Annotated in this window: 19 protein-coding genes; 15 read left to right on the forward strand and 4 right to left on the reverse strand. The window is 39.5% G+C overall.

Going from position 1 to position 19,100, the window contains the following annotated elements; translation table 11 throughout:
• The first annotated feature begins 37 nt into the window (after positions 1-37).
• From dnaG to lysA, 8 genes are all read left to right on the forward strand, one after another.
• Complete coding sequence (gene dnaG, locus ACNAN0_RS06615; RefSeq protein WP_416354179.1) at positions 38-1,867, forward strand: DNA primase; 1,830 nt, start codon at positions 38-40, stop codon at positions 1,865-1,867.
• Positions 1,868-1,928: 61 nt separating this feature from the next.
• Positions 1,929-3,041 (forward strand): RNA polymerase sigma factor RpoD, encoded by a 1,113-nt coding sequence (gene rpoD, locus ACNAN0_RS06620; RefSeq protein WP_230913050.1) that lies wholly within the window; start codon positions 1,929-1,931, stop codon positions 3,039-3,041.
• A 164-nt stretch (positions 3,042-3,205) separates the two neighbouring features.
• Entirely contained in the window at positions 3,206-3,895 is a 690-nt protein-coding gene (locus ACNAN0_RS06625) for a tRNA (adenine(22)-N(1))-methyltransferase (protein ID WP_230913051.1), read from the forward strand.
• Entirely contained in the window at positions 3,892-5,007 is a 1,116-nt protein-coding gene (locus ACNAN0_RS06630) for a Nif3-like dinuclear metal center hexameric protein (RefSeq protein WP_230913052.1), read from the forward strand. Before ACNAN0_RS06625 ends, ACNAN0_RS06630 begins: the two co-directional genes overlap by 4 nt.
• 16 nt (positions 5,008-5,023) lie before the next feature.
• Positions 5,024-6,268, forward strand: coding sequence for a peptidase T (gene pepT / locus ACNAN0_RS06635; protein WP_230913053.1), 1,245 nt, complete (start codon positions 5,024-5,026; stop codon positions 6,266-6,268).
• A 27-nt stretch (positions 6,269-6,295) separates the two neighbouring features.
• Complete coding sequence (locus tag ACNAN0_RS06640) at positions 6,296-7,330, forward strand: N-acetylneuraminate synthase family protein (RefSeq protein ID WP_230913054.1); 1,035 nt, start codon at positions 6,296-6,298, stop codon at positions 7,328-7,330.
• Positions 7,331-7,438: 108 nt separating this feature from the next.
• Positions 7,439-7,651, forward strand: coding sequence for a 2-hydroxymuconate tautomerase (locus tag ACNAN0_RS06645; RefSeq protein WP_330166064.1), 213 nt, complete (start codon positions 7,439-7,441; stop codon positions 7,649-7,651).
• Positions 7,652-7,670: 19 nt separating this feature from the next.
• Entirely contained in the window at positions 7,671-8,972 is a 1,302-nt protein-coding gene (lysA, locus tag ACNAN0_RS06650; protein WP_230913056.1) for a diaminopimelate decarboxylase, read from the forward strand.
• Between the two features lie 74 nt (positions 8,973-9,046).
• Here the strand turns inward: lysA and ACNAN0_RS06655 are convergent, their stop codons facing one another.
• Positions 9,047-9,574: an SLAP domain-containing protein gene (locus ACNAN0_RS06655; RefSeq protein ID WP_230913057.1), complete on the reverse strand. Its 528-nt coding sequence runs from the start codon at positions 9,572-9,574 to the stop codon at positions 9,047-9,049.
• Positions 9,575-9,789: 215 nt separating this feature from the next.
• On the opposite strand from ACNAN0_RS06655, the gene ACNAN0_RS06660 reads away from it, so the two are divergent.
• Positions 9,790-10,155: a metal-sulfur cluster assembly factor gene (locus ACNAN0_RS06660; RefSeq protein ID WP_230913058.1), complete on the forward strand. Its 366-nt coding sequence runs from the start codon at positions 9,790-9,792 to the stop codon at positions 10,153-10,155.
• A gap of 380 nt (positions 10,156-10,535) precedes the next feature.
• On the forward strand, positions 10,536-11,960 hold the full coding sequence (locus tag ACNAN0_RS06665) for a C69 family dipeptidase (RefSeq protein WP_230913059.1): 1,425 nt from the start codon (positions 10,536-10,538) through the stop codon (positions 11,958-11,960).
• A gap of 254 nt (positions 11,961-12,214) precedes the next feature.
• Here ACNAN0_RS06665 and ACNAN0_RS06670 read toward each other — a convergent pair whose 3' ends face one another.
• Positions 12,215-12,400, reverse strand: a complete 186-nt coding sequence (locus ACNAN0_RS06670) for an LBP_cg2779 family protein (RefSeq protein WP_269073858.1) — start codon at positions 12,398-12,400, stop codon at positions 12,215-12,217.
• A gap of 131 nt (positions 12,401-12,531) precedes the next feature.
• On the opposite strand from ACNAN0_RS06670, the gene ACNAN0_RS06675 reads away from it, so the two are divergent.
• A complete protein-coding gene (locus ACNAN0_RS06675) occupies positions 12,532-12,846 on the forward strand; it encodes a hypothetical protein (protein ID WP_230913061.1) in 315 nt (104 codons plus the stop codon).
• A 74-nt stretch (positions 12,847-12,920) separates the two neighbouring features.
• Here ACNAN0_RS06675 and lepB read toward each other — a convergent pair whose 3' ends face one another.
• Together lepB and thrC are read right to left on the reverse strand one after the other, a co-directional pair.
• On the reverse strand, positions 12,921-13,511 hold the full coding sequence (gene lepB / locus ACNAN0_RS06680) for a signal peptidase I (protein WP_269073859.1): 591 nt from the start codon (positions 13,509-13,511) through the stop codon (positions 12,921-12,923).
• Positions 13,508-15,031, reverse strand: coding sequence for a threonine synthase (gene thrC / locus ACNAN0_RS06685; RefSeq protein ID WP_416352942.1), 1,524 nt, complete (start codon positions 15,029-15,031; stop codon positions 13,508-13,510). The genes lepB and thrC overlap by 4 nt, the downstream gene beginning before the upstream one ends.
• A 139-nt stretch (positions 15,032-15,170) precedes the next feature.
• Between thrC and rpiA the strand changes: the two genes are divergently transcribed.
• The 4 genes from rpiA to ACNAN0_RS06705 are packed head-to-tail and all read left to right on the forward strand — an operon-like array spanning position 15,171 to position 19,078.
• A complete protein-coding gene (rpiA, locus tag ACNAN0_RS06690) occupies positions 15,171-15,872 on the forward strand; it encodes a ribose-5-phosphate isomerase RpiA (protein ID WP_230913063.1) in 702 nt (233 codons plus the stop codon).
• Positions 15,872-16,654 carry a hypothetical protein gene (locus ACNAN0_RS06695; RefSeq protein ID WP_230913064.1) on the forward strand — a complete coding sequence of 261 codons (783 nt, stop codon included), beginning with the start codon at positions 15,872-15,874 and terminating at the stop codon, positions 16,652-16,654. The genes rpiA and ACNAN0_RS06695 overlap by 1 nt, the downstream gene beginning before the upstream one ends.
• Before the next feature lie 16 nt (positions 16,655-16,670).
• Positions 16,671-17,663 carry a hypothetical protein gene (locus tag ACNAN0_RS06700; RefSeq protein ID WP_230913065.1) on the forward strand — a complete coding sequence of 331 codons (993 nt, stop codon included), beginning with the start codon at positions 16,671-16,673 and terminating at the stop codon, positions 17,661-17,663.
• Between the two features lie 23 nt (positions 17,664-17,686).
• Positions 17,687-19,078: an RsmB/NOP family class I SAM-dependent RNA methyltransferase gene (locus tag ACNAN0_RS06705; protein ID WP_416352943.1), complete on the forward strand. Its 1,392-nt coding sequence runs from the start codon at positions 17,687-17,689 to the stop codon at positions 19,076-19,078.
• The last annotated feature ends 22 nt before the right edge of the window (positions 19,079-19,100 follow it).

Below are 19,100 nucleotides of genomic sequence, written 5' to 3' on the forward strand. Positions count from 1 at the left end.
GGCTTTTAGTTGCCTTAGCGTAGAAATGGTCGTGATTATGTTGGCACGTATTCCTGAAACTGTCATCGAAGATATTCGCAGTCAAGTTAATATCGTTGATGTCATCAGTCAATATGTACAATTAAAAAAGTCTGGTAAAAACTTATTTGGCCTATGTCCATTCCACGAAGAAAAAACACCGTCATTTTCTGTCGCTGAAGATAAACAAATTTTTCACTGTTTTAGTTGTGGCCGGGGTGGAAATGTATTCAAATTTATAATGGATATTGAAAATCTTTCATTTCCTGAAGCAGTTATCAAAGTTGCACAAATGAACCAGATTTCAATTGACCCTCAATACTTGAATACACAAGTATCGCCTCAGGAACAAGGGCACCAAACCCTTAAACAGATGCATCAAGATGCCCAGGCCTTATTTCATCACATCCTCGTCAATACGCAAACCGGGCAGCAAGCGTTAAAATATCTACATGATCGAGGTATGACCGATGAAACTATTAATACTTTTGGTATTGGTTATGCACCTGCAAAAGCTGATTTGCTAACTTTATTTTTTAAAGAGAAGCACTATGATGCCCAGGCTTTACTTGATTCGGGATTATTTGCAACAACGAATAATGGCCAAAAAATAGACCGTTTTGTTGATCGAGTCATGTTTCCAATCAAAGACCAAGGTGGAGCAACGATTGCCTTTTCTGGCCGCGCTTTAACTAAGGATCCGAATATGCCTAAGTATTTAAACAGTCCAGAAACACCAATTTTTAATAAACGCCGAGTACTTTTTAATTATGACTTGGCAAAACACGAGATTCGCGAAGCGCACAGTGCGATTTTGTTAGAAGGTTTTATGGATGTTATTTCCGCATATCAAGCAGGCGTTAAAAATGGTGTAGCTTCGATGGGGACGAGTCTGACGGATGATCAATTGTATGCACTGAAACGGACAACAGACCATCTGATCATTTGTTATGATGGTGATGAGCCGGGAGTCAATGCCGCAAATCGAGCCGTGGACATGTTACAAAATCAAAGCCAGTTTTCTGTTGGTATAGTCGTTTTACCTGACGATCAGGATCCTGATGAGTTTATTAAACATCATGGTGCAGCAGCTTTTCGCAAAATCATTTCGAATACTGAACAAACCGCACTTGGATTCAAGTTAAGGTATTTACGACGCAATATTAACTTACAGAACGAAAAAGCTAAATTTGATTATTTAGACAAGGCGTTATATTTATTAAAAAGTATTGGCACACCCACACAGCAAAGCACGTATGCGAAACAACTCGCTCAGGAACTGCAACTTGACCCAGATGCAGTTTTAACTCAGTTAGCTGAGGTCAAATTAAAAGAAAACCAACATGGTCAACAGCCAAAAGCGAAATATCAAAAAACTAAAACACAGGCGAGTGCTCAGATTTTATCAGCTGGTATCACTAAATTTTCCCGTGTGGAACAAGCTGAAAGATTATTACTTTACTATTTGTTGCATGATGAAGCTACTTGCCGAGAATTAGTAGGCCATGAAACATTTAACTTTGTCCATACACCTTATCAAACTATCTTCGAGTTGTGGCTTACGTTTACTACAAATCATGATAATCATAGTATTTCCGCGTTTATTGATCAGCTACCAGCGGAACTACAAAATGTTGTCGCTGAAATTGAAATGAGTCAGTTACCGAGTATCCCGGATTCTTTTGTAATTAATGATTTACTTGAAGTGATTGCCCGCCAAGACATCCACCAACAATTACAAGATGCCCAGGCAGCCCTAAAAATCGCAAATGAAACGGGAAATTTTGATGAAGAGTTGCATTGGACGAATGAAATTATCCGTTTATCGCGTTACTTAAAGGGGGCTTAATTTTTGATTTGAACCGTTTATTACGGTCATCATCCAATATTAATTGAGGAGGATCATTTATATGGCTAAAGAAAAAGCAAAACCAACTAAAAAAGAATATAACAAAGCTGTTAAAGATTTAATCAAAGTATACAAACCAAAAAAGGAAATCTCACAAGAAGATCTAACTTCTAAACTTGTGCAACCTTTTGAATTGGATAGTAATGCCATCGATGATCTGTATCAAAAAATTGAAGACCAAGGTATTAGTGTTGTCGATGAACATGGGGAACCTACAGCACGTAGCCTTAAGAAAAATAAAGTTACTAAAAAAGAATTAAAAGACATGTCTGCCCCAACTGGTGTGAAAATCAATGACCCGGTTCGGATGTATCTTAAAGAAATTGGTCGGGTTTCTTTATTAACTGCCGATGAAGAAGTTGCATTAGCTTTAAAAATCGAGCAGGGTGATGAAGAGGCTAAACAACGTTTAGCCGAAGCAAATTTACGTTTAGTTGTTTCAATTGCTAAACGTTATGTTGGTCGTGGTATGCAATTTCTTGATTTGATTCAAGAAGGTAATATGGGGCTAATGAAAGCTGTTGAAAAATTTGATTACCGTAAAGGATTTAAGTTTTCTACTTATGCTACATGGTGGATCCGGCAGGCAATTACCCGTGCAATCGCGGATCAAGCTAGAACAATTCGGATTCCAGTGCACATGGTTGAAACTATCAACAAATTGATTCGAATCCAACGACAGTTACTGCAAGATCTTGGACGTGAACCTACGCCCGAAGAAATTGGTGCAGAAATGGACATGCCAACAGAGAAAGTACGCGAGATCCTAAAAATTGCTCAAGAACCCGTTTCTTTGGAAACACCAATTGGTGAAGAGGACGATTCTCATTTAGGCGACTTTATTGAAGACGCCGATGCCACTAGTCCTGAAGACCATGCCTCCTATGAATTGCTTAAGGAACAACTTGAAAATGTTTTAGATACCTTGACTGATCGCGAAGAGAACGTTTTACGGTTACGCTTTGGTTTAGATGATGGCCGTACTCGGACGCTTGAAGAAGTTGGTAAAGTGTTTGGTGTTACGCGTGAGCGCATTCGCCAGATTGAAGCTAAAGCTCTACGTAAATTACGGCACCCCTCTCGTTCAAAACAATTAAAAGACTTTTTAGAATAGAGCTCTGACCCAGATTTAATACCAAATTGTTTGTAAATAAGGCGTTCAAAATAAAACTCTTGTTTTGTTTTGAATGCCTTATTTTTGTATTTGTGGAATCTTTTTTATGTTTCTAGTACATCTTTGCTATAATTAACGTTAGAAACTTAGATAGGGACTGAACTATGAAATTATCTGATCGCATTCAAAAACTTATAGATTTTGTACCAGCACAGGCACGTCTAGCAGATATCGGAACTGACCATGCATTCGTACCCATTGAAGTTATCAAAATGGGTATGGCAAACTTTGCTATTGCAACAGATATTGGTGCTGGACCACTTAACATTGCCCGCGATAACGTTGAAGCAGCCGGATTAGCTGAAAAAATTCAACTACGCCTAGGCAATGGTCTCGCACCAATTCAATATGAAGATCATATCAATACTTTTGTAATTGCCGGTATGGGTGGCGAATTAATTCGGCAGATACTGGCAACAGCACCAAAACCGTTGTTAAAAAATGTGACTTTGATTCTTGAAGCAAATAACCAAGAAGCACTTGTCCGTCAGTGGTTATCTGACCAGCAAATTCAAATCGTTAACGAGACCATTCTATTTGAAGATGGTCATTACTATGAATTTATCATTGCAGACACTCGGAAAAAAAGTATGCCACTAACCCAAATAGACATTCAATATGGTCCAATTTTGGCTCGGCAGCAAAGTCTAACTTTCCGTCAAAAATGGCAGCACCAATTATTGATCAAAAACAAAATTCTAAAACAGCTGACCCAAAGTCAAACTGTACCACTGGACAAAGTTCGTCAAACCGAATTGGCTATTAAAAGTATCGAGGAGTTGTTGCAAAAATGACCACGGGAACTGAATTGATCCATCAAATCGAAAGTCTTGCACCATTAATGCTTAAAGAACCTCAAGATCCTAGCGGTTTACAACTAGGTGATCCCACACAGCCAGTCCATAAAATCATGGTAACTCTGGACGTCCGCCCAGAAGTAGTCGCCGAAGCGATTGCCGCCAATGTTGATTTTATCTTTGCACATCATCCAGTGATGTTTCATCCTGCCCGAAATCTGGACACTCGTGACCCACAAAACAAGATGTATGCTGATCTTTTAAGCCACCATATAACAGTTTATGCCGCGCATACAAATCTTGATAAAGCTCAAGGTGGTATGAATGATTGGTTAGCCGAAAAAATTGGTTTACAAGATATTCAAGTTTTAGCTAGCCAAGAGCCTGACCAATTATATAAATTTGTTGTTTTTACACCATTAGAAAATGCGGACCAAATGCGACATGCCTTAGGGGATGCCGGGGCTGGTATGTTGGGCAATTATAGTCATGCCAGCTTTACCGGCGCAGGGCAGGGGCGCTTTTTACCCGAAAATCATGCCAATCCAACAATTGGGGCAATAGGTAAAGCGGAAACTGTTCAGGAATCTCGCATTGAATTCTTGATTCGACGAACACAATTGACTACAATGGTCGCAACTATGCGAGCTAACCATCCTTATGAGGAACCGGCTTTTGATCTAATTCCTCTCGCTAACACAGCACCAAGTATTGGTTTAGGCCGGATTGGGAACTTACCCGAGCCAGTGACGGTGCAGGCTTTAGCTCAACAAATTAAACATGACTTTGGCTTATCTGGGCTACGTTATGTCAGCCCGGATCCTTCAAAGCTAGTTCAGAAAGTTGCTGTTATCGGCGGCGATGCTGGTAAGTTTTATCCTAATGCGTTAAAAGCTCATGCCGATGTCTTAATTACAGGCGATGTATATTATCACACTGCCCATGATATGTTAGCTGCTGGTTTGAACGTTATCGATCCTGGACATCATATTGAAAGTATTGTCAAAACAAAAATGACTGCATTGATTCAACAGTGGGCTGTACAATTTCATTGGGATGTGACTTGCATATCTTCACAACTATCGACTGATCCGTTTCGTTTTATATAATATTGGAGGTTTTTCCATGGCAAAATATGACCAACTAGTTGACCGCTTTTTAAAGTATGTCAAAATTAACACCCGTTCAGATGAACATGCGACCACTATTCCATCAAGTCCAAATCAGGTCCAGTTTCTACAAGTATTAGCAGCCGAACTTAGAGAGATCGGTTTATCCGAGGTTAAATACAATGAGAAAAATGGCTATGTAACAGCAAAGCTGCCCAGTAATTTAACGAATCAGCAAGTACCGACCATTGGTTTCTTAGCTCACGTGGATACCGCAGATTTCAACGCTGAAAATATAAAACCACAGATCCATGAAAACTATGACGGTCATTCAAAAATTAGCTTAGACAAGGCAGGTCAATTTGTATTAGACCCGGCAGAATTTCCAAATTTAAAGCGGTATAAAGGACACACTCTTATTACAACGGATGGTTCAACTTTACTTGGTGCTGATGACAAAGCTGGTGTAGCTGAAATTGTTACGGCAATGGCTTACCTAATTGCTCATCCCAATATCAAACATGGTGACCTCAAAATTGGCTTTGGCCCAGATGAAGAAATTGGTACAGGTGCTGATCATTTTGATGTGGCTGATTTTGGCGCTGATTTTGCTTATACGGTTGATGGCGGTCCATTAGGTGAACTAGAGTTTGAAACCTTCAATGCTGCGGCAGCACATATAGAAATTCAAGGGAAAAACAGTCATACTAGCAATGCCAAAGGAATCATGGTCAATGCTATTCAATTAGCCATCAATTTCCAAAACGCTTTGCCACAAAAAGAAGTTCCTGAGCAAACGAGTGGTAAAGAGGGCTTCTATCATTTATATCAATTTTCCGGTACCGTAGATCACGCAACTATGGACTATATTATTCGCGATTTTCAACGTGATGGTTTAGAAGCACGAAAAGCGGTGATGACCCAAGTAGCCGCTGATTTAAACCATAGTCATCAAAATCGCATCAAGCTCACCTTGAAGGATCAATATTATAATATGATCGATATTATGAAGGATCATATGGATGTCGTAGCCCTTGCCGAAAAGGCCATGCACGCACTAGGTATTGAACCAGATGAGACACCAGTCCGTGGCGGTACCGATGGTTCAAAAATTTCATTTATGGGTTTGCCAACACCTAATTTATTTGCCGGTGGTGAAAATATGCATGGCCGTTATGAATATATTTCCACACAGACCATGGCCCAGGCTACCGACTTGATTTTAAAAATCAATGAATTGAACGTTGATCAACAGCATTAACTTTTTGTCCACAAAGGAGATACAATAATGATCATCCATTTCAAACAGCCTTTACAAACAAACATCGTTCAAATTTTAACTAAAAAATTTGCATCGATGGGGAAACATGGTTTTTTAATTGATAATCATTTAACCGTTTTAGGTATTGAACACTATGACTTTAATCAAGATGAGCTGAACGCCATTGATGTCGTGATTCCCGAGCAGCCAAGTTTCGTGTTAGCCAGCAGAGATTTTAAACCTGACGATACATTGATCAAGCTGCCGAATGGTACTTTGGGTGGAAATAACTTTACATTAGTTGCTGGACCCGATGCTGTTGAAAGTGAGGAAATGATTCATACTTTAGCTCGAGTTGCCAAGCAAGGCGGTGCACGTATTTTAAGTGCCAGTAATTTTGTTAACATCGATGCACCTTATGATTTTGCTGGTTTAGGTGAAGCTGGTTTAAAATACCTCCGTGCTGCAGCAGACGAAATGAATATGGACGTGATGAGTCAAGTTACAAATAGCTCACAAATATCAACAGTTGGACAATATGCTGATATTTTAGAAGTTGGTCCAGAAAATATGCGCAATAGTGAATTGCTGCAAGCTTTAGGCAAACAAAAAAAGCCTGTTGCACTACATCAAAGTAATGATGCTACGATTGAGGATTGGTTAAACGCTACCGAGTTTATTGCCAGTGAAGGTAATCAGCAGATTATCTTGATGGCCTCTGGGACAGTCTCTTTTGACCATGACTTCTCTCAATCCGATTTGGATATTGCGACAATTCCGATTATTCATAATTTAAGTCACTATCCTTTATTGGTGGATCCAGGCAAAATCAGCGCTTCTTCAGAACTTGTTCGGCCAATCGCACGCGCTGCTATTGCTGCGGGTGCCCAGGGCGTTAAACTTAGCATTCATGAAGATCCCACGCAAGCACAATCAAAAGCGGGCTATGCGATTACACCAAATGAATATATGGAAGTTACAAGGCAATTATTAAAGTTAGCTCAAGTGGTGACGCCGTGGGAAACCGAAAATAATACAATGCACACTAAACAGCAATCATAACTGACAATCATTAAAGTTAGATTCATTCAAATGAAAATGAGAATGTTCTATTTAAAATTTCATATTACGCTAGAGTCCATGAGATAATTACGCTATAATGTTAACAAAATTAAGAAAAGAGGAAACTTTATGCCATTGATCCATGTCGATTTATTAGAAGGTCGTAGCAAAGAGCAATTGAAAAACTTAGTCAAGGAAATGACGGCAGTTGTTGAAAAAAATACTGGTGCCCCAGCTGAACACATTCATATTGTCTTAAATGAGATGCAGCATGATCATTATGCTGTTGGCGGTATCTTAGATAGTGACAAAAATAAATAATTAATAAGTAGGTAATCTGATGAGTTATTATCATTATGGGACGATGTCTACAAACGCTGCTGGTCATCTTGCAATCGGTGGGGTGGACACATTAGACTTAGCTCGAGAATTTGGGACACCATTATATGTTTATGACGTTGCTTTAATCCGTGAGCGAATTCGAGCTTTTAAAAGGGTTTTTGAAACTCGAAATATTGATTATCATATCAGTTATGCCAGCAAAGCATTCTCTACCAAGGCCATGTATCGGATTCTTACTGAAGAGGGTATCGGTGCGGATGTTGTTTCCGGTGGTGAGATTTATACTGCTCAAAGTGCCGGTTTTGATATGAGCCAAGCTTCTTTTAACGGTAACAATAAATCTGCGGCAGAGTTAAAGGCGGCGCTGGCTGCTGGTGTTGGCCATGTGATCATTGATAATTTTCATGAAATCGAATTGTTGGAATCTATCTTAGCCGCAACGCAGCAGCAGTTGAAAGTATTGATTCGCGTCACACCAGGTATTTCTGCACATACACATGAATATGATATGACTGGTCAAGTTGATTCTAAGTTTGGCTTTGACATTCAAAGTGGCCAAGCAGACAAAGCAGTCCAACAAATTCAACGATCTAAGTTTTTAAAATACGATGGACTGCACGTGCATATTGGTTCACAAATATTTGAAACGGTTGGTTTTGAAAAAGCAGCCGATGCCTTAATTAAGTTAGCAACCAAATGGACTAATGAATTAAATATAACGACCAATATCTTTAATGTTGGGGGTGGGTTTGGCGTCCGTTACTCTACAAGCGATACCCCGCTGGCACCCCAGGTCTATGTTGAAGATATCGTTGATGAAATCCTTAAGCAGACGCAAGCAGCTCATTTGAAACAACCAGCCATTTGGATCGAACCTGGACGTTCAATCGTTGCTGAAGCAGGTACTACGCTATATACGATCGGTGCCCGTAAGGATATTCCAAATGTCCGCAGTTATGTCGCTGTTGATGGTGGCATGGGTGATAATATTCGGCCAGCGCTTTACCAAGCCAAATATGAAGCCGCTTTGTGTAATGACCCTGAAGCCGCGCCTATTGAAACAGTTGCGATTGCTGGTAAATATTGCGAATCTGGTGATATGTTGATCTGGGATCAACCATTACCAAAAACAGTACCAGGAGATATTTTGGCAACTTTTGTCACAGGTGCTTATGGCTATGCCATGGCCAACAATTATAATCGTAATCCAAGACCAGCAATTGTTTTTGTTGAAAACAATCAGGCCCAACTCGTTGTAAAACGTGAATCTTATGCAGATTTAACCCGTTTAGATATATAAAAAACAGTCGACACTTAGCACTGATTGCTAATAGCGTCGACTGTTTTTAATTATTGTTCAAATTTCTAATTTAATTAATTTGTTAAAAATGTACCTTTGGCGGGAATCCACTGATTAGTGCCAATATTATACCATAATGAGCCATCATGGACCGTGGTAACTTGAACTGTTTGCCAAGTAGAACCGCTATTTAAAATACGCTGCGTTGGGTAACCATTTGGCATCATATAAACTGTGGTTGGTTGGCTGATCTTAATTGTTTTTGCGTAGTTAAAGGCAACACCATTATCGTAAGCAATATTGGATTGGTTGACAATATAATCTGCTTGAACCCATTGGTTTGTACCAACGTTAAACCAAGTACCAGATTGAGCATCATAACGTGATCCATTAATTTGCCAAGCTGTGCCAGTCGGTAGATATTGTCCTGTCTTAGCGCCGTTTGGTACTTGGTAAACAGGAATACCTTGATCAGGTATGTAATTCACGTAACCAACTGTTGTTGCAGCTTGTGCCTGGTCGATCGTTGTATTGCTAAAAGTAAATAATCCTAAAGCCATAACTCCAGAAAGAAGTAAGGTTACAAATCTCGTACGTCTCATAATGATACCTCCTATTCGATATCCTGTCTGTAACCATATTGTAACATTATTGACTTTAAATTGTAATTACATTTTTGTCACTTCGTGGAGATTTAAACTTTCTTAATGATTGCTAGGCCAAATTTAGGATTCTAATTCTAATAGGAAGAGGATTAGTTGTACTTTATGGATATAACCGTTATACTTACTTTTAGAAAACAAAGGAGGGGACAGCTATGGCAGAAGAAGAAAAAAATAACGCCACTACGCCCGAAACTCAAGCTACAGATGCTGCTTCTAATGATATTAAGGATCGTATTTTAGGTGCCCTAGAAACTGTTATTGATCCAGAACTTGGTATTGATATTGTTAATTTGGGTCTAATTTATGATATTAGTTTAGATAAAGACGGTTTGTGTACGATCAATATGACCTTAACCACGATGGGTTGCCCATTGTCGGACTTATTAACAGAACAGATCAACCAAGCACTGAGTACTGTTCCTGAAGTAAAAGATGTTGATGTTCAATTGGTATGGTATCCTCAATGGACAACCGAGCGCATGAGCCGCTATGCACGTATTGCTTTAGGCATTAGATAATCATTTTAATCCTTTAAAACCTCGCTGAATGAATTAAAACATTCCGTGGGGTTTTTGTTTTATACCATTGCCAACACGGCTTTTCCAAGAGCATTTTTTGAGCACAGACCGATTTGTGTAAAAGATTCTACGCAAATAATATAACTGAATGAATGATCTCTCACTCATCAAAACTGCTAAAATTCAAATTATGTGTCAATTTGAAACCTGACAATGATTATCAGCTGTCAACTACATTAGAGATCCCAAATCATGGTGATTTTTTAGATAGCGAAATACCTTAAAATATTGAATAGATTGCTTGTTTCAATACCTAGCTTTCTCTATACTAGAAATTAGTAATGTTCAAAAAACTTCAAATCAAATAAGGAAGGTTCCCTATGAAAGATTCTGCATGCACTTCAATTTTGATTGGCAAAAACGCCAGTCTAAATGGTTCAACTCTAATTGCTAGAAACGATGATACCTTTTTACCTATCGCGCCCCAGCGTTTTTATATGCATGAGGCCATCCATAACCAACCTGGTCGGGTTTTGAAGTCTTATCTTAATGACTTTGAAGCAACTTTGCCCGCAAATGCTTACCGCTATAATGCTGTACCCAACGTGAATTACAAAGAGCAAGGGTATTATGAAGAAAGTGGTATTAATGAAAAAAATGTCGCCATGAGCTGTACAGAAAGTACTTATGGCAATGAACGTACATTAGCTTATGATCCATTAAACGAAAAAAGTGGTCTTGATGAGGACTGTATGCAAACAATGGTTTTGCCATACATTGATTCGGCTAGACATGGCGTCCAATATTTGGGTCAGTTAATTAAAAAATACGGTTCTGCAGCCGGCAACAGTGTATTGTTTAGTGATGCAAATGAAGTTTGGTACATGGAAATTGTGACTGGTCATCATTGGCTTGCTCAACGTATTCCTGATGATTGTTATGCCGTGGCTGCAAATCAAGTGGCGATCCAATGGGTTGATTTTTCAGATGCTCGTAACTTTATGTATTCAGACGGTATCCAGGAATTCGTGACTAAAAACCATTTGAATCCCGATTTTGAAGGCTTCAATTTCCGCCATATTTTTGGGACAGATACACAAAAAGATCGTCATTATAACACACCGCGAGTTTGGTACGCCCATCATTTATTTGACGCTGATTTTGAAGGTACGCCTGAATCTAGTGAACTGCCATTTATCGTAAAACCTAAACGAAAGCTAGGTACTGACGATATCGAAGCATTGTTAGGCTCGCATTATAACGAGACTGACTTTGATCCCTTAGGAAACGGTTCTGAACATGATAAGTTGCGTTATCGTCCAATTGGTTTAAACCGAACTCAAAATTCTCATATCCTTGAGATTCGGCCTAACGTGGACCCAAGTTTTCAAGCAATTATGTGGCTCAATCTTGGCATGCCAGCATTTAGTCCTTATGTGCCGTTTTATACCAATGCCAACGATACACATCCAAGTTATAGCACAACACCCATGACTTGGGATCTGAAGAGTGCCTACTGGTTATTCCGAACGCTTTCCATGTTAGTTGAATCGCATCATCAAGCATTTATTCAGCAAGATATTGACTACTTAAAAGAAAGCCGTCGCACTTTCAAAGCTCAAATCAAAGCAATTGATGCCCAAGCGGCTAATTTGGATGCGAATGAATTGACCGAATTTTTGACCAAAGCAAATTACCAAATCGTCGAAAAGGCTGAGGCTCAAGCTAATGCTTTAATTGGCGCATTTGTGACCCAGGGATTACAATTATCCAAATTGACGTTCAACATGGATAAGAACCTTTGATAGATGCCGTATTATTTTTAAGCACAACAAAAGGCGAGAGTGAGGTAAAGGCGCTCAGCACCTGAGCACTAACAAGAACTACGAAAAATGGTGGGCTTCCCATTTGAGTCATTCGTTGTTAGGTGAGGGTGTTGCTCTTTGGCACACGTTTGAGATTTAATTGTTCGCAAATAAATAGGTGACTGAAAACAAAACATTAGTTTTGTCTCAGCCACCGCTTAAGCAAAGATAATTCTAGTTGAGGAAGATAATAATTAATTACTATTCATAAACTTCATCAGTTTTTCTGCTTCTTCTGGCATCGCTATTTTTTCTCCAGATTTAAGATCATGAATGCGTTCCACAGAAAAATGACTGGAAAAAGCTAATTGCGCATCCGTCATAGAAGTTCTTTCTTCAAAGTGGATAATTGCTTGTGCTAGTTGATTCAATTCAGACAAATTAGTCACCTCAGTTTAAGTTTCAAAATGTTTCTAAACGTCACATTCTGCATAAATTAAGCATAGCATTGTTCCTGATTCTGCGCAAAATACAGGCACTATTATTTTTATTGCTGAAGGAGGCTTTTTATATGTCAAACGAGCAAAATGGTTTACAAGGTTTTCCCAAGGAACAATTTAGCGCTTTTTCAACTGCAAAGATGGCGCGCTTTTTACCCTATACAGCTGAAACGACAATGGCGCAATTGCGTCACTTTTTTGGGCATGACTTCGATACTGTGGTCCGATATCGGGCAGATCAACTATTTATTGACGAAAAAGGGCAAACGACGCCAGTTGGTCTAAACAAAATAATCGTTCAATTTCCCAATGGATCTTATAAAATAATTGACGCTGACTATTATCGTAAGAATTTTAACGAACCGCTAGAAGAAAAAACAAATTAATTGAGTCAAAAAAGGCCGACCCTAATTCTATTGGGCCAGCCTTTTTAATTTCACTAGACAATTCAGTTAAGAACTTAATAAGTTTTCATTTCATTTAATGGCCAATAACGCCATTTTACAATACCAATAATACTGCTCTTAGGAATGAAACCGATCATGCGGCTATCCTTAGAGACATCGCGATGATCCCCCATAACAAAATAGTTATTTTTAGGGACGCGGCCATCTTTCGTAGTTTTTGGTAAATTTAATGTTTTCAGCGAAAAATTAGTTGTATATAATGGGCCCGTACTTAATTTACGGTCTAAATAGGGTTCCTTCAGCTTTTTGCCATTAATATACATCACATCGTTACGAGAAGCTACAGTTTCACCAGGCAAGCCAATGACACGTTTAATATAATAAGTATCGGGTTCGTCTGGCGCTTTTAAAATCACGACGTCGCCACGCTCAACTTTCGCATGACGAAAGGCAATGATTCGATCTCCAGATTGAAAGGTTGACTGCATTGAAGGGCCTTCGACTTGCTCATTGGCAAAGACCCAAGTTTTTAAAGCCTGTCCGATCCCGAAAAAAATCAGAGCTAATACAATAAATTCTAAAAATAAACGTGCTGGTGAAGCATCGTCTTGTTTACGTTGCTTCTTAGTATCTTGACTATTCAATTCTTCACGTCCTTAGACTTACTTTTATCCTCACTCAAAGTATTTAATACCAAATCGGACATTTTCGCAACTGGAATTGTCTGTTCATGTAATACTTTTGCATGTTTTAAGCGACGAATCGCCTTCGGAACTGGCAATTCAATCAAATTAGACAAAGCTTGGATCGCTGCAAAATCGGTTTCGCTTGGTTGGTGATTTGTTAAAGCATGTAAGACCACTTCCGGAAACTTGTACGGATTGGCCGTTGATAAAATGATCAGTGGTCTAGCTTCAGATTTGTGTTCCTGGCTATACTGGATGGCTGCATGAGTTGCGACTGCCGTGTGCGGGTCAATTGTATATTGGTACTTCGTTTGCATCAAGCGAATCGTTGTCAATGTGTCAACCTCATCCGTAGAAAAAGCTACAAAATCAGTTAGCTTTTGCCGAGCGGTATCCGGTAATTCAGCCCTACCTTTGGTTTCAAAAGTTGTCATGAATTTAGCTAAAGCTGCAGCATCTTGATCAAAACTATAAAAAAGTAGGCGTTCCAAATTGCTTGATACTAAAATGTCCATTGATGGTGAAGACGTTAAGTGGAAGTCACGCTTACGATTGTACACACCAGTAGTGAAGAAGTCAGTCAACACATTATTGGCATTAGACGCACAAATTAATTTATTGATCGGTAGCCCTAATTGTTTCGCGTACCAGCCTGCTAAAATATCCCCAAAATTGCCAGTCGGTACACTAAAATCAACCGTCTCACCTAATTTGACCGTGCCATTTTGAACCAGTTGACCATAGGCGTTAAAATAGTAAACGATTTGGGGGACCAAGCGGCCAATATTGATTGAATTTGCTGAAGAAAATTGGATATGGTTCCTAGCTAACTTTTTAACGATCACGTTATCGTTTAAAATATGTTTTACATTTGTTTGGGCATCATCAAAATTTCCATCGATCCCAACAACCGTAACATTTTGGCCTACTTGGGTGATCATCTGTTGCTTTTGAATCGGGCTAACACCGGCTTGGGGGTAAAACACAATAATTTTGGTATTCGGCACATCAGCAAAACCGGCCATAGCTGCTTTACCTGTATCCCCAGAAGTTGCCGTCAAAATTGCGACTTTTTTATCCGAAGCATGCATCTTCATTGCCGTGACCATTAGTTGTGGTAACAACTGCAAAGCGACATCTTTAAAAGCTAGCGTTGGTCCATGAAATAATTCTAAGAAATGATGCGGACCCACTGATCGGATAGGTGTGATGTCAGCTGTATCAAAAGTATCTTGGTAGGCTGCATCAATACATGCTTGTAAGTCATCATCTGAAAAATCATCAAGAAAAACTTTTAAAATCGAAAAGGCCATCGCCGGATAATCTTTAGCAAGTAACGTTGCTAGGTCTTCTTTTAATTGCGGCATTTGTGTTGGCACATAAAGCCCATTATCAGGGGCCAAGCCTTGCAAAATTGCTTCAGAAGCTGTTAAATTTTGAGTCTGCTCACTACGTGTACTACGATAGTAAAGTACCATGTGATAAACCACCTTGTAAATTGAGATAAGACGAGTTGCATAAATTAGTCTTTCATTAATTTTACAATACTTTTGTTTATTTTGATATTTAAACCCTGTATCTTTATAATATATATACAATTTAATGTGGAGGCACAATATGGACGTCGAAGATAAAAAGAAAATGGCTGCTTTGGCTGCTTTGGATCACATTCAAGATCATATGATCATTGGTTTAGGCACAGGGACAACGGTCCAGTATATGTTAGAAGGACTGGCACAGCGGATTCAACAGGAACATTTAAATATTATTGGGGTGTCTACTTCTGATCGGACAACTAAGGCAGCCAATGCCTTAAATATCCCCATGAAAGATCTCGATGATGTTGGTCATATTGACTTAACCATTGACGGTGCCGGTGAGATCGACAAGCATTTTCAAGGTATCAAAGATGGTGGGGCAGCACATGAATATGAAAAAATGGTGGCAATTTCTTCAGATAAAAATTTCTGGATTGTAGATGATTCAAAGTTAGTCGATACGCTGGGACATAATATTCCACTGCCCGTTGAAGTCGTACCATATGGCAGCACCAAAGTTTTTCGCCGCTTGGCTAATGAAGGCTTGAATCCATCTTTTCGTATGGTCGACAAAGATCATTTCTACTTTACACATGAGCATAACTATGTGATCGACCTACACCTTCAGCAAATTAATCATCCACATCATTTGGCACTTTGGTTGGCACATCAAGTTGGCATTTTAGAGCATGGCCTCTTTTTAGATATTGTTGATGAGGTCTTTGTAGGCACAGATCAAGGCGTCAAAAACCTTGTCCCTGAACGCGAGAAACGGTATTGATGGCAGCTATATTGCAAACATCTTACCTACAAGCACTTCATTTTTATAGACAAAAATATGCTCAGATTCCGGCCATAGCTGATCAAATTGATACGGTTACAAGTATCACGGTGGACTTAGCAGCTCACAAACTGCCCAGTCGCCGTTTTCGTATGTTAGGCTTAGACGTTGCCAGTTATAGTCAAGCGTTCTTAATGAATTTTGGAACACCGCCACAACAAATCGAAACCGAATTACATCGTTTGGATCATTTATTACATAATTTTCGAAACTTTGTTGCTAGAACATTTGGTATCTGGGCACTTTTTAATGTGCCATTTATGCGTCGGTGGCATCAGTTATTTCCCGATGAAACATACCTTGAAATTATGGCCGGTAATGGCTTATTTACATTCAGTATGCAACAATTTGGTCAAACCAGCATTGCCACCGATGATCGTAGCTGGGGTAAAACAAGTCTTACCGCTAGTGACCCCTGGGTACCAATTCAAACTCTGGATGCATTGACTGCCATTCGACATTACGGTCAAACTGCTACCGCGCTTGTGATGATTTGGAGTCAAGATCATAATCCGATCGACCAACAAGTTTTAAACTGCTATCGTCAATATATGGCCGGTAAATTATTTTTTGTCGTGGGTGAAAAGGGGGCCGGTGGTGCGACCAATTCTCAAGGATTCTGGGAACAAGCAAATTTAGTACAAAATAAACGTATCGCTGGTATCAATCAAATCTTTCCACACTTTGATCTCATTCAAGATCAAGTTTATTGTGTACGTTAATTCGGAGGTTTATGGTTTGTTAAGACGGAAAATACTGATAGATATGGCAGTTGCAATCGTTGTCTTTTTATCTTTGTGGTTTGTCAGTGTTCACGACCGCAATACCTATCAAATTCAATTGGATCATGGCGGTTTGTCACAAGATGCCTTAATATTCAAAGCTAAAAGCTCTAAAAATATGCAGCAAATCACGGCTGCTGTTGCCAAAAAGAAATTTGACAATTTTCAGATTCAATTTATTGACCCACAACAAAAAGCTCTAAGTTATATTTATGCGCAGCATCCAAACAACAACCTGAGTATGGTTTCTGGTCGCAATTTTAACACGAGTGATTTTGAGGCACCGCTGCCTTTTGCGATTGTCGGTCAAGATTGGACCAACCGTTTATATAAACCCCAATCTCAAGCCTACTTGCCCAGTGGTCATCAATATGTTGCTGTAATTGGAACCGCGGGAACGGCAGGAACGTCACCGCTAAATACGCACCGTTTTATTACGGTTTCACCTTATCAGACAACGAATACCACACCAATTCGAAACTTAGAAGTCATTGCGGATGGTTCATTAGTAACCAAACATAAACAAGCATTTAGTAAAATCATTAAAGCAAAACATAGTCGGACTTATGTCCCTAAAACGAACCAGGAAAAAGAGCATCGTCGTTGGGGCAGTAAATACGCCTTAATAGCTATTTATGGGTTATCTTTTATTAGCCTACTCGCCTTAACACTTGCTTTTTACGTTGCTATTCGCCGTTTTATTCAAGTCAGTGAATTAGACCATATGCTAACATTAAAGATGAAGTGGGGGCACCTTAGGCGTTTTGCCCTGCATTATGTGATCAGTACATTAATTGGTTATTTAATAGGGATTTGGCAAACCTATCTGATCAATTATCATACGGTTAACCTTTTCACTTTGATCGTTACGGTTATTAACCTTTTGGTTATGACAATTCTAATTTTCAAAACACCTACAAAAGAATTAAATGAAGTCAGTGATATTTAACTTATAAGGACGGGGAAATAAAGTTGAACTTACCAGAAGGATTCCAAGAGAAATATCGTACGCTTTTAGGCAGCCAAAGTGATGCTTTCTTAGCGAGTTTCAATGCTGAACCAAGTAAGGGATTTCGAATCAATCCGGCTAAGCAAAGAGCTGTCCTGCCACTCGTAGATACATCCGAGCCTGTCCCTTATGTATCAGGTGGTTACTATGGCAATGTTGCTGGTAAATCTATCGTCCACACTTCCGGTGGCGTTTACTCTCAAGAGCCCAGTGCAATGTATGTGGGTCAAACGGTCGCCCCACAACCAGGGGAAATGGTCTTAGACCTCTGTGCTGCGCCTGGTGGTAAATCCACCCATATTGCCAGTCAAATGGCAAATTCTGGTTTATTAGTTGCCAATGAGATCAATTCCAAACGCGCCAAAATATTATCCGAAAATATTGAACGTTTTGGTTTGACAAATGTCGTCGTAACCAATAACGCGCCAGAGCAACTAGCGGAAAAATGGCCTGAAACATTCGATCGTATCTTAGTAGATGCACCCTGTTCTGGGGAGGGGATGTTTCGCAAAGACCACGAAGCAGTTCAATATTGGCATCCCAACTATGCGGCTGATTGTGCCGCACGGCAAAAAACAATCGTCAGTCAAGCTGTTAAAATGCTCAAACCGGGTGGGACGCTTATTTATTCAACGTGTACCTTTGCGCCAGAAGAAGATGAGCAGATCATTGCTTGGATACTTAAAAATTATCCCGAATTTAGGACGCTGCCGATTCAAAAATACCCCGGTATGCAGTCGGGACAACCACAATGGGCTGACAATAACCCCATGCTTAATGATACTGTTCGTTTATGGCCGCATTTGCTCAAGGGAGAAGGCCACTTTATTGCCAAACTCATAAAGCAATCAGCCCAAATAACGACCGCAGAATCTGCTAAAACTAGAAAGAAAAAACGTCGTAAATCAGTTCGCCAAGCGATGTTAACTAAAGCAGAAACAGAATTATTAACGGATTTTATTAAACAGACATTTCAAACGAATCCTTTTACGTTCACACAAATAGAAATTAATGATGGTCATGTGCACCAGCGTCCCAATATTCAATTAGATTATGAGGGCATTCGAATTTTACGCAATGGCCTCAATCTAGGTGTCTTTAAAAAAAATCGCTTTGAAGCCGACCATGCCTTAGCTCTCGCGCTGACAACTTCTGAATTTCGACAGGTTTTTGAAGTTGACGAACAGCAATACCAGCATTATCGCCACGGAGAAGCGTTAGCTTGGATCAAGGCCACGCCACAAAAGCAAAGTAAAACATTTGGATTATTGACTTATCAAGGTCTTGGCTTTGCCATTGGTAAATTAGTCAACCAGCAGCTCAAAAACTACTATCCAAAAGGCTTAAGAGACTAAATATAAATTAAAAATGAACCAC

Source organism: Agrilactobacillus fermenti, from assembly GCF_047943045.1.
Taxonomy (GTDB): Bacteria; Bacillota; Bacilli; order Lactobacillales; family Lactobacillaceae; genus Agrilactobacillus; species Agrilactobacillus fermenti.